This is a genomic window from Sanguibacter biliveldensis (assembly GCF_033798665.1).
Classification (GTDB): domain Bacteria; phylum Actinomycetota; class Actinomycetes; order Actinomycetales; family Cellulomonadaceae; genus Sanguibacter; species Sanguibacter inulinus.
The window spans coordinates 2,666,062-2,680,043 of sequence record NZ_CP138359.1 but is presented as its reverse complement, the minus strand read 5'-3'; the positions used below and the strand labels follow the sequence as shown (position 1 = coordinate 2,680,043).

11 protein-coding genes are annotated in these 13,982 nt (G+C 71.9%); all 11 read left to right on the top strand.

Annotated elements, in window-relative coordinates; all coding sequences use genetic code 11:
* The first annotated feature begins 17 nt into the window (after positions 1–17).
* The 11 genes from smc (at position 18) to rimM (ending at position 13,982) form a co-directional block, all read left to right on the top strand.
* A complete protein-coding gene (gene smc / locus SANBI_RS11725) occupies positions 18–3,755 on the top strand; it encodes a chromosome segregation protein SMC (RefSeq protein WP_319155207.1) in 3,738 nt (1,245 codons plus the stop codon).
* 171 nt (positions 3,756–3,926) lie between these two features.
* A complete protein-coding gene (locus SANBI_RS11720; RefSeq protein ID WP_319155205.1) occupies positions 3,927–4,319 on the top strand; it encodes a hypothetical protein in 393 nt (130 codons plus the stop codon).
* 83 nt (positions 4,320–4,402) lie between these two features.
* Positions 4,403–5,605, top strand: a complete 1,203-nt coding sequence (gene ftsY / locus SANBI_RS11715; protein WP_319155203.1) for a signal recognition particle-docking protein FtsY — start codon at positions 4,403–4,405, stop codon at positions 5,603–5,605.
* 179 nt (positions 5,606–5,784) lie between these two features.
* Positions 5,785–7,095: an ammonium transporter gene (locus SANBI_RS11710; RefSeq protein ID WP_056129929.1), complete on the top strand. Its 1,311-nt coding sequence runs from the start codon at positions 5,785–5,787 to the stop codon at positions 7,093–7,095.
* Positions 7,092–7,430, top strand: a complete 339-nt coding sequence (locus SANBI_RS11705) for a P-II family nitrogen regulator (protein ID WP_012867362.1) — start codon at positions 7,092–7,094, stop codon at positions 7,428–7,430. Before SANBI_RS11710 ends, SANBI_RS11705 begins: the two co-directional genes overlap by 4 nt.
* Before the next feature lie 171 nt (positions 7,431–7,601).
* Positions 7,602–9,524, top strand: coding sequence for a [protein-PII] uridylyltransferase (locus SANBI_RS11700; protein ID WP_319155200.1), 1,923 nt, complete (start codon positions 7,602–7,604; stop codon positions 9,522–9,524).
* A gap of 39 nt (positions 9,525–9,563) precedes the next feature.
* Complete coding sequence (gene ffh / locus SANBI_RS11695) at positions 9,564–11,147, top strand: signal recognition particle protein (protein WP_319155198.1); 1,584 nt, start codon at positions 9,564–9,566, stop codon at positions 11,145–11,147.
* 25 nt (positions 11,148–11,172) lie between these two features.
* Positions 11,173–12,306: an amidohydrolase family protein gene (locus SANBI_RS11690; RefSeq protein ID WP_319155196.1), complete on the top strand. Its 1,134-nt coding sequence runs from the start codon at positions 11,173–11,175 to the stop codon at positions 12,304–12,306.
* Positions 12,307–12,517: 211 nt separating this feature from the next.
* Positions 12,518–12,964: a 30S ribosomal protein S16 gene (rpsP, locus tag SANBI_RS11685; protein WP_319155194.1), complete on the top strand. Its 447-nt coding sequence runs from the start codon at positions 12,518–12,520 to the stop codon at positions 12,962–12,964.
* Entirely contained in the window at positions 12,964–13,203 is a 240-nt protein-coding gene (locus SANBI_RS11680) for an RNA-binding protein (protein WP_056129943.1), read from the top strand. Before rpsP ends, SANBI_RS11680 begins: the two co-directional genes overlap by 1 nt.
* A gap of 110 nt (positions 13,204–13,313) precedes the next feature.
* Positions 13,314–13,982 (top strand): ribosome maturation factor RimM, encoded by a 669-nt coding sequence (gene rimM, locus SANBI_RS11675; RefSeq protein WP_319155191.1) that lies wholly within the window; start codon positions 13,314–13,316, stop codon positions 13,980–13,982.

Here is a 13,982-nt window from a genome sequence, read left to right as displayed (position 1 = left end):
GTACTAGTCTCAGGGGCGTGCACCTGAAGACCCTCACCCTGCGCGGGTTCAAGTCGTTCGCCTCGGCGACGACGCTGAACCTCGAGCCCGGCGTGACCTGCGTCGTCGGCCCGAACGGCTCGGGCAAGTCGAACGTCGTCGACGCCCTCGCCTGGGTGATGGGGGAGCAGGGCGCCAAGACCCTGCGCGGCGGCAAGATGGAAGATGTCATCTTCGCCGGGACCTCGGGCCGTCCCCCGCTCGGCCGGGCCGAGGTGTCCTTGACGATCGACAACACCGACGGTGCCCTGCCCATCGAGTACGCCGAGGTGACGATCAGCCGGACGCTGTTCCGCAACGGTGGCTCCGAGTACGCGATCAACGGCTCCTCGTGCCGCCTGCTCGACATCCAAGAGCTGCTCTCCGACTCTGGTCTCGGGCGGGAGATGCACGTGATCGTCGGGCAGGGGCAGCTCGACGCCGTGCTCCGGGCGACACCCGAAGAGCGCCGCGGATTCATCGAAGAGGCCGCCGGGGTGCTCAAGCACCGCAAGCGCAAGGAGAAGGCGCTCCGCAAGCTCGACGCGATGCAGGGGAACCTGCTGCGCCTGACCGACCTCACGGCGGAGATCCGCCGCCAGCTCGGCCCGCTCGGCCGCCAGGCCGAGGCAGCCCGCCGGGCAGCGACGGTCCAGGCCGACCTGCGCGACGCGAAGTCGCGCCTGCTGGCCGACGACCTCGCCCAGCTCACGGCGTCCCTCGAGCAGGAGATGGCCGACGAGAGCGCCCTGCGGCTGAGGCAGGCAGAGGCCGAGAGCGCGCTCGAGGCGGCCCGGACCGCATTGCGCACCGCCGAGGCGGGTCTCGCCGCTGCAGGCCCGGCCGCCGCCGAGGCGAGCGCGACCTGGTACGCCCTCGGATCGGTGCGCGACAGGCTCGAGGGCACCCGCACCCTCGCGGCCGAACGGGTCAGGCTGCTCTCCGTCCCTGTCGCGCACCGGCAGGGCCAGGACCCTGACGAGCTCGACGCGCAGGCCGAGCGGGCCCGCGAGACCGAGGACGAGCTGGCTGCGGAGGTCGAAGACCACCAGGACGCACTCGCCAGCAGCGCCGAGGAGCGCGCGGAGGCCGAGGCGGAGGCGGCGGCTCGTGAGCGTGAGCTCGCTGCGCTCGTCCGCGGCGCGGCAGACCGCCGCGAGGGACTCGCGCGGCTCGCCGGACAGGTCGCCGCCAAGCAGTCACGGGTGGACGCGACCCGTGCCGAGATCGCCCGCCTCGAGGACTCCCTCGCCGAGGTGTCCACCCGGGAGACCGGCGCGACCAGCGAGCTCGAGGCCCTCGAGGCCGAGGTGACCGACGTCGAGCACGGCCAAGAAGGCCTCGACGCGGAGCACGAAGAAGCCGTCGAGGCCCTCGACGCCGCCCTCGCGCGGCTGCGTGCCCTCGAGGCCGAGGCAGCGCAGGCCGAGCAGGACAGGTCCACGTGGGCTGCCCGCAGCGAGACCCTCGACCTCAGCCTCACCCGCAAGGACGGCGCCGGTGCCGTCCTCGCCGCAGACGCTCTCGACGGCGTGGTCGGCTCCGTCGCCGCGCTGCTGACGATCGAGCCGGGGTACGCCGACGCCGTCGTGGCCGCCCTCGGACAGCTCGCCGACGCCGTCGCCGTCGACTCGACCGACGCCGCCGTCGAGGTGATCCGCTACCTGCGCACAGAAGATGCCGGGCGCGCGAGCCTCGTGCTGGGTGGGGGAGAGGCTGGCGAGGGCGTTCTGAAGAGCACCGGCGCGTCGGGAGCCCTCCGCTCTATCCCCGACGGCGCCGTGCTGGCCTCCTCCGTGGTCTCCGTGCCGGCCGCGCTCGGTCCCGGCCTCGCACCGGCCCTCGACGGTGTCGTCGTGGTCGACGACCTCGTCCAGGCCCGTCGGGTCCTCGAGGTCGACCCCTCGTGGACCGTCGTGACCCGCGCCGGCGACCTGCTCGCCGCCGACAGGGCCTGGGGCGGGTCAGCCGCCGCCCCGAGCCTCCTGCACCTCCAGGCGGCGCTCGACGAGGCGCGGGCCGCCGAGGCAGACTCCTCCCGACGCGCGACCGAGGCCACCGAGCTCCGTGCCGTCGTCGAGGACGAGGTCCGCACGGCCCAGGAACGCGCCGACCTCGCGCTAGACCGTCTGCACGCCTCCGACGCTGCGCACTCGGCTGCGGCCGAGCGTCTCGGACAGCTCGGAGCTGCAGCCCGGTCTGCGGCCGCCGAGGCCCACCGCACCCGTGAGCGCATCGAGGCCGCGGCCCGCACCCTCGAAGAGGACGAGACGCAGCTCGTCGAGCTCGTCGAGCGCCTCGAGGCCGCCGAGCTCGACCCGCAAGAGGCAGAAGACGCGATCGCCGCCGCCACCCAGGCACGGGACGAGGCCGCAGCCGCCGCGACAGCCGCCCGCGCGGCCGAGACCGAGGCACGCCTGGGTCTGCGCACGAGCGAAGAGCGGGCCAGAGCCTTGTCCGGCCGTGCGCAGTCTCTCGAGCGTGCTGCCCGTGCCGAGCGCGAGGCGAGGGCTCAGGCAGAGCGCCGGGAGGCTGCTCGCCGACGTCAGGTCGTGGTCGCCGAGGCCGTGCGGGACGGCGCCACCCGCGCCCTCGGGCACTGCGCAGTGTCGGTCGCGCTCGCGACCGAGCGGCGCGACGAGGCCGAGGCAGAGCGGCGGACCCGGGACGCCGAGGTCGTCGCGTGCCGTCAGCGCGCAGAAGGCCTCGCCGAAGAGCTGAGGTCGATCACCGACGTCGCGCACCGCGACGAGGTCGCGCGCGCCCAGCAGCAGCTGAGGGTCGAGGCGCTGCGGCAGCGTGCCGTCGACGAGCTCGGGACCGACCCTGACGTCCTCGTCGAGGAGTTCGGTCCGCACAGGCTCGTGGTCGACGCCGAGACCGCGATGCAGCAGCGTGCGGTGCTCGACGCGCAGCAGGACGCGCGCGACCAGGACGACGCGGCCGACGAGCGCGGCGCGGCCGACGACGAGCCCGCCCCCGCCACCGACGACACCGACGGTCGGCCCGCGCCCGCCACCCGGGCCCAGGCCCGTGCCTCGGACGAGGGCGACGTGCCCGTCGGACGGCCCTACGTCCGTGCCGAGCAGGAGAAGCGTCTGCGGTCGGCCGAGCGGGCGATGGCCCAGCTGGGACGGGTCAACCCTCTCGCGCTTGAAGAGTTCGCCGCGCTCGAGGAGCGCCACACCTTCCTCACGGAGCAGCTCGCCGACCTCAAGCGGTCCCGCACCGACCTCCTCGAGATCGTCAAGGAGATCGACGAGCGCGTCGAGCGCGTGTTCACCGAGGCCTTCCACGACACGAGCGCGCAGTTCGACGAGGTCTTCCCGCGGCTGTTCCCGGGCGGCGAGGGTCGGCTGGTGCTCACCGACCCCGCGAACATGCTCACCACGGGCATCGAGGTCGAGGCCCGCCCCGCCGGCAAGAAGGTCAAACGGCTCTCGCTGCTGTCGGGCGGGGAGCGGTCGCTCACCGCTGTCGCGCTCCTCGTGTCGATCTTCAAGGCCCGTCCGAGCCCCTTCTACGTGATGGACGAGGTCGAGGCCGCCCTCGACGACACCAACCTCGGCCGGCTCCTCGAGATCTTCGTCGAGCTGCAGCGCGACAGCCAGCTCATCGTCATCACGCACCAGAAGCGCACCATGGAGATCGCCGACGCCCTCTACGGCGTGACCATGCGCGGGGACGGCGTCACCACGGTCATCAGCCAGCGCATCCGCGAGGTCGTCGAGCAGTAGGGCGGCCGTCCGAGGCAGGAGTTCTCCGGCTCCGCAGAGCGGTTGCGGGGGCTCAGGGAGAGTGCGCGGAGCGTGCTCTGTGTAGAGGTTGGGTGAGGGTCGCCCGACTCGCCCGACATCACACCCTGAGGTCCGACCTGCGCCCGCTCCTGGTGGTACGACTGTCTCATGATGAATGTGTACCTCTGGCTCCTGGTCGCGATCGTCATCGCCGCCGTGGTCCTCGTCGTCGCCGGCACCATCGCGGCCGACGAGTCCGACGTCCGGGAGCGCACAGCACCTGCCGACCGCAGCCCCTGGGCTGTCCTGACCCGCCTGGTCTCCGACGCGCGCGCCGGCGCACGCTCCCTCCTGGACCGCGACGGCGACCGCGGGTCCTCGCGTGACGACCTCACGGGCAGCGGCGGGTCGACCACCACGGTCGACGAGTTCTTCGAGGCGACCCGGACCGAGCAGCGCGCGTACGTCGACGCCGACGAGATCCAGGAGATCATCCAGCAGCTGCGGCCGGGTGCCCAGCTTCGGTCTGGTGCACAGGTGCGGTCTGGGGCCGAGAGGCGCTGACCGGCGGGGCAGCCGGTGACCTTCGGGGTCCCGGTCGCGCTCTCCTGGTGCCGACCGGCGCCACCACCTGAGAGACTGCTCGGGTGAACGATCTGCTGCCACTCTGGATATCTCTCGCCGTCCTCCTCCTCGCGGGCCTCGGCTTCGTGGGCGTCTCGGCGTCTCGACGCTCGAAGACCTTGCCGCCGGCCGAGCGCCGCGCCGAGATCGAGGACGCCCGGACCGACGACGAGGACGCGACGCGCCCGGCCGGTGCGACGGACGTGCTCGACCTCCCTCCGACGGAGACCGAGGTCGGGGTCGACCCTGACGTCGCCGCCGTGCCTGAGGTCGTCGTCGACGTCCCCGAGCCGCCCGCCGGACGCCTCGTCAGGCTGCGCGAGCGCCTCGCCCGTTCCGGCTCTCCGCTCGGTGCACGGCTGCTCGCGGTGCTCTCGCGCGACAACCTCACCGAGGACGACTGGGACGAGCTCGAGGAGACCCTCCTCCTCGCCGACGTCGGCGCAGGGCCTGCGACCGAGCTCATCGACACCCTGCGGACCCAGGTCCGCGTGCAGGGTGTCAAAGACCCCGCGAGCGTCCGCGCGATGCTGCGCAGCGCTCTCGTCGAGCTCGTCGACCCGACGCTCGACCGCAGCCTGAGCACGAGCGCCACCACGACCGACGGCGTCAAGGTGCCCGCGGTCGTCCTCGTCGTCGGTGTCAACGGCACCGGCAAGACGACGACCGTCGGCAAGCTCACCCGCGTCCTCGTCGCCGACGGCAACGAGGTGATCCTCGGGGCTGCCGACACCTTCCGCGCCGCGGCAGCCGACCAGCTGACCACCTGGGGCGAGCGTGTCGGTGTCGAGACCGTCAGGTCTTTCAAGGACGGGGCCGACCCCGCGGCCGTCGCCTTCGACGCTGTGAAGACCGGCAAGGAGCGTGGCGTGGACGTCGTGCTCGTCGACACCGCCGGACGTCTGCAGAACAAGGCCGGGCTGATGGACGAGCTCGGCAAGATCTCACGGGTCATCACCAAGGAGGCCCCGCTCACCGAGGTGCTCCTCGTGCTCGACGCCACGACAGGCCAGAACGGCCTCAACCAGGCGCGCGTCTTCGCCGAGGTCGCCGGTGTGACGGGCATCGTCCTGACAAAGCTCGACGGGACCGCCAAGGGCGGGATCGTCGTGGCCGTGCAGCGCGAGCTCGGTGTCCCGGTCAAGCTGGTCGGTCTCGGCGAGGGCCCGGACGACCTCGCGCCCTTCGACCCCGAAGAGTTCGTCGACGGGCTCCTCCAGGGCTGAGACGCCCCGATCCACTCCTCGGACACGGACAGATCGTCCCGGACGCCCCGCACGAAACACGATGTTTACGTGCGGGGCGTTCCTGTCACCTCGGCGTAACGCACCGGCGGGTTCCCCGAAACGGCAGACCTCGACAGTTGTCGTTGACCGGCCGCCGGGCCGGGATGGGAGATGATCCGATGGAATGGGATACCGGAGCTACCGCGTGGATGCTGGTCTCAGCATCTCTCGTGCTCCTCATGACGCCAGGGCTGGCCTTCTTCTACGGCGGCATGGTGCGAGCCAAGTCAGTGCTCAACATGATGATGATGTCGTTCGGCGCGATGGGGATCATCGGCGTCGTCTACGTCCTGTGGGGATGGTCGATGTCCTACGGCAGCGACATCGGTGGCATCATCGGCAACCCCTTCGACCAGTTCGGCCTCTCGGGCACGATCTTCGACGAGTCCGGAGCGGCTGTCTCCAGCACGCTCGGCAACTACCCGCAGGTGGTCGACGTCGCCTTCCAGGTGACCTTCGCGATCATCACCACGGCGCTCATCAGCGGGGCGATCGCCGACCGCGTGAAGTACGGCAGCTGGCTCGTCTTCACGGGCATCTGGGTGACCCTCGCCTACTTCCCGCTCGCCCACATGGTGTGGGGCGGCGGATTCCTCAGCGGCTCTGAGGACGGCCTCGCCGCGAAGATCTTCGGCGTGACCGACGGCGCGGCCACGGTCGCCCCGATCGACTTCGCCGGTGGGACCGTGGTGCACATCAACGCCGGTGTCGCGGGCCTCGTGCTCGTGCTCCTCATCGGTGCACGCAAGGGCTTCGGCAAAGAGCCGATGCGCCCCCACAACCTCCCCTTCGTCATGCTGGGTGCGGCGCTCCTCTGGTTCGGCTGGTTCGGCTTCAACGCCGGTTCCGCCTTCGGTGCCAACGAGACCGCGGGCCTCGCCTGGGTCAACACCACCTCGGCAGCAGCAGCCGCGATCCTCGGCTGGCTCGTCACCGAGAAGATCCGTGACGGCCACGCCACCTCGCTCGGTGCCGCCTCGGGTGTCGTCGCCGGTCTCGTCGCGATCACCCCGGCCGCCGGAGCGCTCAGCCCCGTCGGCGCGATCATCCTCGGTGCTGTCGCCGGTGCGCTCTGCGCCCTGGCCGTCGGCCTCAAGTACCGCTTCGGCTACGACGACTCGCTCGACGTCGTCGGCGTCCACCTCGTCGGTGGGCTCGTGGGCACCATCGGCATCGGATTCCTCGCGACCGAGGGCGGCCTGTTCTACGGTGACGGTGGCAAGCTGCTCGTCATCCAGGTCGTCGTCGCACTCTTCGCGGTGATCTTCTCCGGTGTCGTCACCCTCGTCGTCGGCCTCGCCATCAAGGCGACGCTCGGCTGGCGCATCACCGAAGACCAGGAGGTCGGCGGCATCGACCTCGCGGTCCACGGAGAGTCGGCATACGAGACCCTCGGCGGCGGCCGGGTCATCAAGGAGGTCAGGTCATGAAGCTCGTCACAGGAATCATCCAGCCCCACCGTCTCGACGACGTGAAGTCGGCCCTCGAGGCAGCAGGCGTGCGCGGCATGACCGTCAGCGAGGCCAGCGGCTACGGCCGCCAGAAGGGCCACACCGAGGTCTACCGAGGCGCCGAGTACACGGTCGACCTGGTCCCCAAGGTCCGCATCGAGGTCCTCGTCGAGGACGACGACGCACCTGTCGTCACCGGGGTGATCGTCCAGGCCGCGCAGACCGGCAAGATCGGCGACGGCAAGGTCTGGACCGTCCCGGTCGACGACGTCGCCCGGGTCCGCACCGGGGAGCACGGCGCGACAGCGCTGTGACCCACGGCCGCTGCGCCGCCCTGACCACAGGCCTGGCCACAGGCTCAGGGCGGCGCACGGCAGGCACGTCCGCCGTCCGCAGCGGCGTCGGAGCATCTCCCGCACCATCACGCACACGCAGCAGCGCAGCGGGGCCACGGCCCCGCTCGGCTCGGCTGGACGAGGAGCACCATGTCGGACCAGCCCAGCCAGCACGGCTCACCTGAGGTCCCGCACCCCGCCGGGGTACGGGACCTCAGGTCCGAGATGATCGACCTCGCGATGTCCCTCAGCGGGCCCGCGGGCCCGGCGACAGCGCCGGCTCGTGGGACAGCAGCGACCGAGGCCATGACTGCCGCTCTCCGTCCCGTCCCGGCCGACCAGGGCCGCGCCCGGCGCGCCGCGCTCGTCGAGCTCACGAGCACCCGCCTCGCCGAGCTCTGGGACACCGCGACAGCCGAGATCGACACTGCGGGCATCGCGCTCGCCGCGGTCGGCAGCCTCGGGCGGGGTGACCTCGGTCCGGTCTCCGACCTCGACCTCGTCCTCGTCCACGACGGACGCTCGCACTCCGCGCAGACCGTCCAAGAGCTCGCCGAGGCCCTGTGGTACCCGATCTGGGACGCGAGCCTCGAGCTCGACCACTCGGTCCGCACCCTCGCCCAGTGCCGCCAGATCGCCTCGAAAGACCTCCCCGCGGCCATGGGCATGCTCGACGTGCGTCCCATCGCCGGCGACTCGGTCGTGGCCCACAGGGCCTCGTCCGCCGTCCTGGAAGACTGGCGCGCGGCCGCCCGGCGCAGGCTCCCCGAGCTCGTCGCGTCGACCAAGACTCGCGCGACCCGCCACGGCGAGCTCGCCTACCTCATCGAGCCCGACCTCAAAGAGGCCCGCGGCGGCATCCGCGACGCCGTGATCCTCACGGCCCTCGCAGCCACGTGGCTCACCGACAGGCCCCACGGCGCCGTCGACCGTGCGTACTCGCACCTGCTCGACGCCCGCGACGCCCTCCAGCTGACCACCCGGCGCCACACGAACCGGCTCGGGCTCGCCGACCTCGACGAGGTCGCCGTGCTCTGCGGGTACTCCGACCCCGACGACTTCCTCGCGAGCCTCGCCGACGCCGGCCGCGAGATCTCCTACGGCCTCGACACCACGCTGCGGCGCGCCCGCCAGGCGCTCCAGCGACCGCTCGTCTCGCGCCCCTTCCTCATCCGTGGACGTCGCGCCGCACCACGGCTGCGCTCTGTCGGCGACGGGCTCGTCGAGCACGACGGCGAGCTCGTCCTCGCCGTCGACGCCGCCCCGGCCGCCGACCCGCTGCTCGCCCTGCGCGCCGCCGCGACAGCCGCGCGCACAGGCCTGGCGCTGTCGCCCGTGTCGGCGTCGAGCCTGGCCCAGTGCCCTCCGCTGCCACGGCCGTGGCCACGGCAGGCCCGTGCCTCCCTGCTCACCCTGCTCGGGTCGGGAGCCGCGCAGGTGCCGGTCTGGGAGGCGCTCGACAGGGCCGGGGTGGTCACGTCCTGGATCCCGGAGTGGGTCGGCGTGCGGAACCGGCCCCAGCGCGCCGCCGTGCACAGGCACACCGTCGACCGCCACCTCATCGAGGTGGCCGCGCGGGCCCGCGGCTGGCGCAAGACCGTCGCGCTGCCCGACGTGCTGCTGCTCTCGGCGCTGCTGCACGACATCGGCAAGCGGGCCGGTGCGCAGGACCACTCGGTCACCGGGGCGCGGCTGATCCCCGACGTGGTCGGGCGCATGGGCTTCGACGACGCCGTCGTGGCCGACGTCCAGCGGATGGTCGCCCACCACCTGACCCTCTCCAGGCTCGCCGTGAGCAGCGACCCCGACGACCCGGCCACCCTCGACGAGCTGCTCGAGGCCGTCGACCACCGCGCCGACCTCCTCGAGGTGCTGCGCGGGCTCACCGAGGCGGACTCCTCGTCTCTGGGCCCCAACGGCTGGACGACGTGGCGTGCCCGCCTGGTCGACGACCTCTACAGGCGGGCTGCCGTCGCGCTCGGCGTGCCCGACGGTGGCGCCCAGACGGGGGACCGCCCTGCGGGGACCGGGAGCCCGGGTGCAGCCGCGCAGGAGGATCACCCGGTAGTCTGACCCTTCAGCCACTTCCAGCGAACGGTGAGGATTGCAACGGTGTTCGCCACCCTGTCAGATCGACTGACGTCGACGTTCAAGAACCTGCGGACCAAGGGACGACTGTCCGAGGCCGACATCGACGCCACGGTCCGGGAGATCCGCCGTGCCCTGCTCGACGCCGACGTCGCGGTCTCGGTCGTCCGGGAGTTCACCGGGACCGTGCGCGAGCGCGCGCTCTCCGCCGAGGTCTCCGGTGCGCTCAACCCGGCCCAGCAGGTCGTCAAGATCGTCAACGAGGAGCTCGTCGCGATCCTCGGCGGCGAGAGCCGCGGCCTCAACCTCGCGAAGAACCCGCCGACGGTCATCATGCTCGCCGGCCTCCAGGGTGCCGGTAAGACGACGCTCGCCGGAAAGCTCGCGCTCAACCTCCGCGAGCAGGGCCACACGCCGCTGCTCGTCGCAGCCGACCTCCAGCGCCCCAACGCCGTGACCCAGCTCAAGGTCGTCGGCGAGCGGGCCGGGGTCCCGGTCTACGCCCCCGACCCGGGCAACCAGGGTGCCGAGGGCCAGTCCGGCGTCTCGACGGGTGACCCTGTCACCGTCGCGCGCGCCGGTGTCGAGACTGCACGGTCCCGCCAGCACGACGTCGTCATCATCGACACCGCCGGTCGCCTGGGTGTCGACGCCGACCTCATGCAGCAGGCCGCCGACATCCGCGACGCGACGAACCCCGACGAGATCCTCTTCGTCATCGACGCGATGATCGGCCAGGACGCCGTCGCGACGGCCCAGGCCTTCGCCGAGGGTGTGAGCTTCACGGGTGTCGTGCTGTCCAAGCTCGACGGTGACGCCCGCGGTGGTGCGGCCCTCTCGGTGGCCCGGGTCACCGGCCAGCCGATCCTCTTCGCCTCGACAGGTGAGAAGCTCACCGACTTCGAGGTGTTCCACCCCGACCGCATGGCCTCGCGCATCCTCGACATGGGTGACGTCCTCACCCTCATCGAGCAGGCCGAGAAGGCCTTCGACGCCGACCAGGCGCAGGACATGGCCGACAAGCTCGCGTCGGGCAAGGACTTCACGCTCGCCGACTTCCTCGTCCAGATGCAGCAGATGCGCAACATGGGCTCGATGAAGAAGATGCTCGGCATGCTCCCGGGCATGGGGCAGATGCGCGAGGCCCTCGACAACTTCGACGAGCGCGAGGTCGACCGCGTCGAGGCGATCGTGCGGTCCATGACCCCGGGCGAGCGCGAGAACCCCAAGATCATCAACGGTTCGCGCCGCGCGCGCATCGCCAAGGGCTCGGGCGTCACCACGACCGACGTCAACCAGCTGCTCGAGCGCTTCGCCGGCGCGCAGAAGATGATGAAGCAGATGAGCCGCGGCGGCGGCATGCCGGGGATGCCCGGCATGGGTAACCTGCCTGGCATGGGCGGCAAGAAGCAGCGTGGCCGTCAGGCCCCGGCCAAGAAGAACAAGAAGGGCCGCTCGGGCAACCCCGCCAAGCGCGTCGCCGAGCAGCAGGGACTGGCCGCCGGACCTTCGGCGCCCACAGGCTCGGCCTTCGGCATGGGCGGGACCGCGAAGGACGAGGCCCCTCTCGAGCTGCCCCCGGGCCTCGAGAAGTTCCTCGGCCGCTGAGCCGACCTCTGCGATGGGCAGCCGGATGGTCGACCTCCCGACGATCCACCTGCACGGGTCCGTCGTGCTCGGCGACGAGCACGAGGTCGGCGACGCGTGGGTGGTCGACGGGCGGCTGACGCTCGAGCGGCCCTCGGGTTCGTCCGTCGGGGGCAGGGACACCGTCCGGATCGACGGGGTCACCGTCCCCGGTCTGGTCGACGTGCACTGTCACGTCGGCCTCGGCCCTGACGGCGCGGTCGGCCGCGACGAGGCCGAGGCCCAGGCTGTCGCCGACCGTGACTCCGGCGTCCTGCTCGTGCGCGACGCCGGGTCGCCTGCCGACACCCGGTGGATCGACGAGCGGGACGACCTGCCGAGGTTGATCCGGGCTGGGTACCACCTCGCCCGTCCCAAGAGGTACCTGCGCGGCTACGGACGCGAGCTCGACGACGTGACAGGTCTCCCGGACGCTGTCGCCCAGGAGGCCGACCGCGGGGACGGCTGGGTCAAGATCGTGGCCGACTGGATCGACCGCGAGGTCGGTGACCTCACCCCGCTGTGGCCGGCCGACCTGCTCGCCGAGGCCGTCGCCGTCGCCCACTCCCGTGGAGCCCGGGTCACGGCCCACACCTTCTCGACCGAAGCGCTCGACGACCTGCTGGCCGCCGGGGTCGACTGCCTCGAGCACGGGACCGGGCTGACCGACGACCAGGTCGCCGAGGTCGTCCGTCGCGGTGTCGCGGTGACGCCCACGCTGCTCCAGGTCGCGCGCTTCGAGGAGATCGCTGCTCAGGGAGCCACGAAGTTCCCGGTCTACGCGGCCCGCATGCGGCGGATGCACGCCCGGCGGTACGAGCACGTCGCTGCCCTCCACGAGGCCGGCGTCCGGCTGCTCGTCGGGACCGACGCCGGCGGGACCCTCGGTCACGGGCTGGTCGCGCAGGAGTGCGCGGAGCTCGTCCGGGCCGGCGTGCCCACCTCGGAGGTCCTCGCCGCGGCGAGCTGGCGCACCCGGGAGTACCTGGGGATGCCGGGCCCGCTCGACGCACGGTCGGCCGACCTCGTCGTCTATCCGGCGGACCCGCGGCGCGACGTCACGATGCTCGCGTCGCCCCTGGCGGTCGTGGTGCGAGGCGCTCTCGTGGCGCCCGGTGAGCGTGCTGCACGAGCCAGGTGAGCGATCGGCCAGGAGGGTGACGCAGCCGACCGTGAACCCGCCGTCCCAGGAGGTGGCGGGCACTCTTGCCGGTCTGGCATAATCAGCCGCGTACTCGGCATGCCCGGCCCCTCTCTCCGGACAGTGTCGTGTCTCGGACCAGCTCATCACACCGCACCCCGCCGGAGCGGTGAGCAGTCCACCACCTTCAGAACCAGGAGAGACCACCACAGTGGCCACCAAGATTCGTCTCAAGCGCCTCGGCAAGATCCGGGCTCCGTACTACCGCATCGTCGTCGCCGACTCGCGCACCAAGCGCGACGGTCGTGTGATCGAGGAGATCGGCAAGTACCACCCGACCGAGGAGCCGTCGCTCATCGAGATCACGTCGGACCGCGCACAGTACTGGCTCGGAGTCGGCGCACAGCCGACCGAGCAGGTCGCCGCGCTCCTCAAGATCACCGGTGACTGGCAGAAGTTCAAGGGCCTCCCGGGCGCGGAGGGCACCCTCCGCACCAAGGAGAAGCCTTCGGCCGAGTCCGTCGCAGAGGCTGTCGCCACTGCTGCGGCCGACGCCGAGAAGTCCAAGGCGAAGGCGTCCGAGGCGAAGGCTGCTGCAGCCGCCGCATCGGCTGACGCTGCCCCTGAGGCTGACGCTTCCGCGGAGGAGCAGGCCTGATGCTCGCCGACGCTCTCGAGCACCTGGTGCGCGGAATCGTGGACAACCCCGATGACGTGCAGGTGAACGCCAAGGCCCTGCGCCGTGGCGAGCTCCTCGAGGTCCGGGTCCATCCCGACGACCTCGGACGGGTGATCGGCCGTGGGGGTCGCACCGCTCGTGCGCTGCGAACCGTCATCGGCGCGCTCGCTGGGGACTCCTCAGTGCGCGTAGACGTCGTCGACGTAGATCGTCGCTGACTGCCGCAGGCAGTCAGACAAGTCTGTAGACCGAGGCCCGGCCACCACTGGTGAGCCGGGCCTCGGTGCGTCTGGAGCCCCGCACAGCGGGGCGCGATGGAGGAGTGGGAATGGAACTGACAGTCGCCACGATCGGACGGGCCCACGGGCTGCGCGGAGAGGTCGCGCTCGACCTGCGCACCGACGACCCCGAGCTCCGCCTGGCCGACGGTCAGGTGCTCCGCACGATCCCCGCCTCGGCCGGGCCGCTCACGGTGGTCTCGTCCCGGGTGCAGAACGGCCGGTGGCACGTCGCCTTCGCCGAGATCTCGGGCCGGACCGCTGCCGAGCAGTCTCGAGGCATCGAGCTCGTCGTCGACGTCGACGCCTCTGACGAAGAAGACGCCTGGTACCCGCACGAGCTGGCCGGGCTGCGCGCCGAGCTCCTGGACGGGACCGTCGTCGGAGAGGTCGTCGGCCTCGACCACCTCCCGGCCCACGACATGCTCGTCCTGCGCGAGACCGACGGCACCCGCACGCTCGTACCCTTCGTCCGCGTCATGGTCCCGGTCGTCGACGTGGCCGGCGGACGCGTCGTGCTCGACCCGCCCGGTGGGCTGCTCGCCCGTGACGCCGCGAACCTCGAGGTCGCGATCCCCGAAGAGGGATCCGCAGCAGCCGCGGACGCCGCCGAGGCCGAAGATGCTCTGGAGCCCAGCACCGAGGGCACTGAGGGCACTGCCGGCGCCGAGGGCACTGCCGGTGCCGACAGCACCGACGCGCCCGAGGGTGGTCGCTGA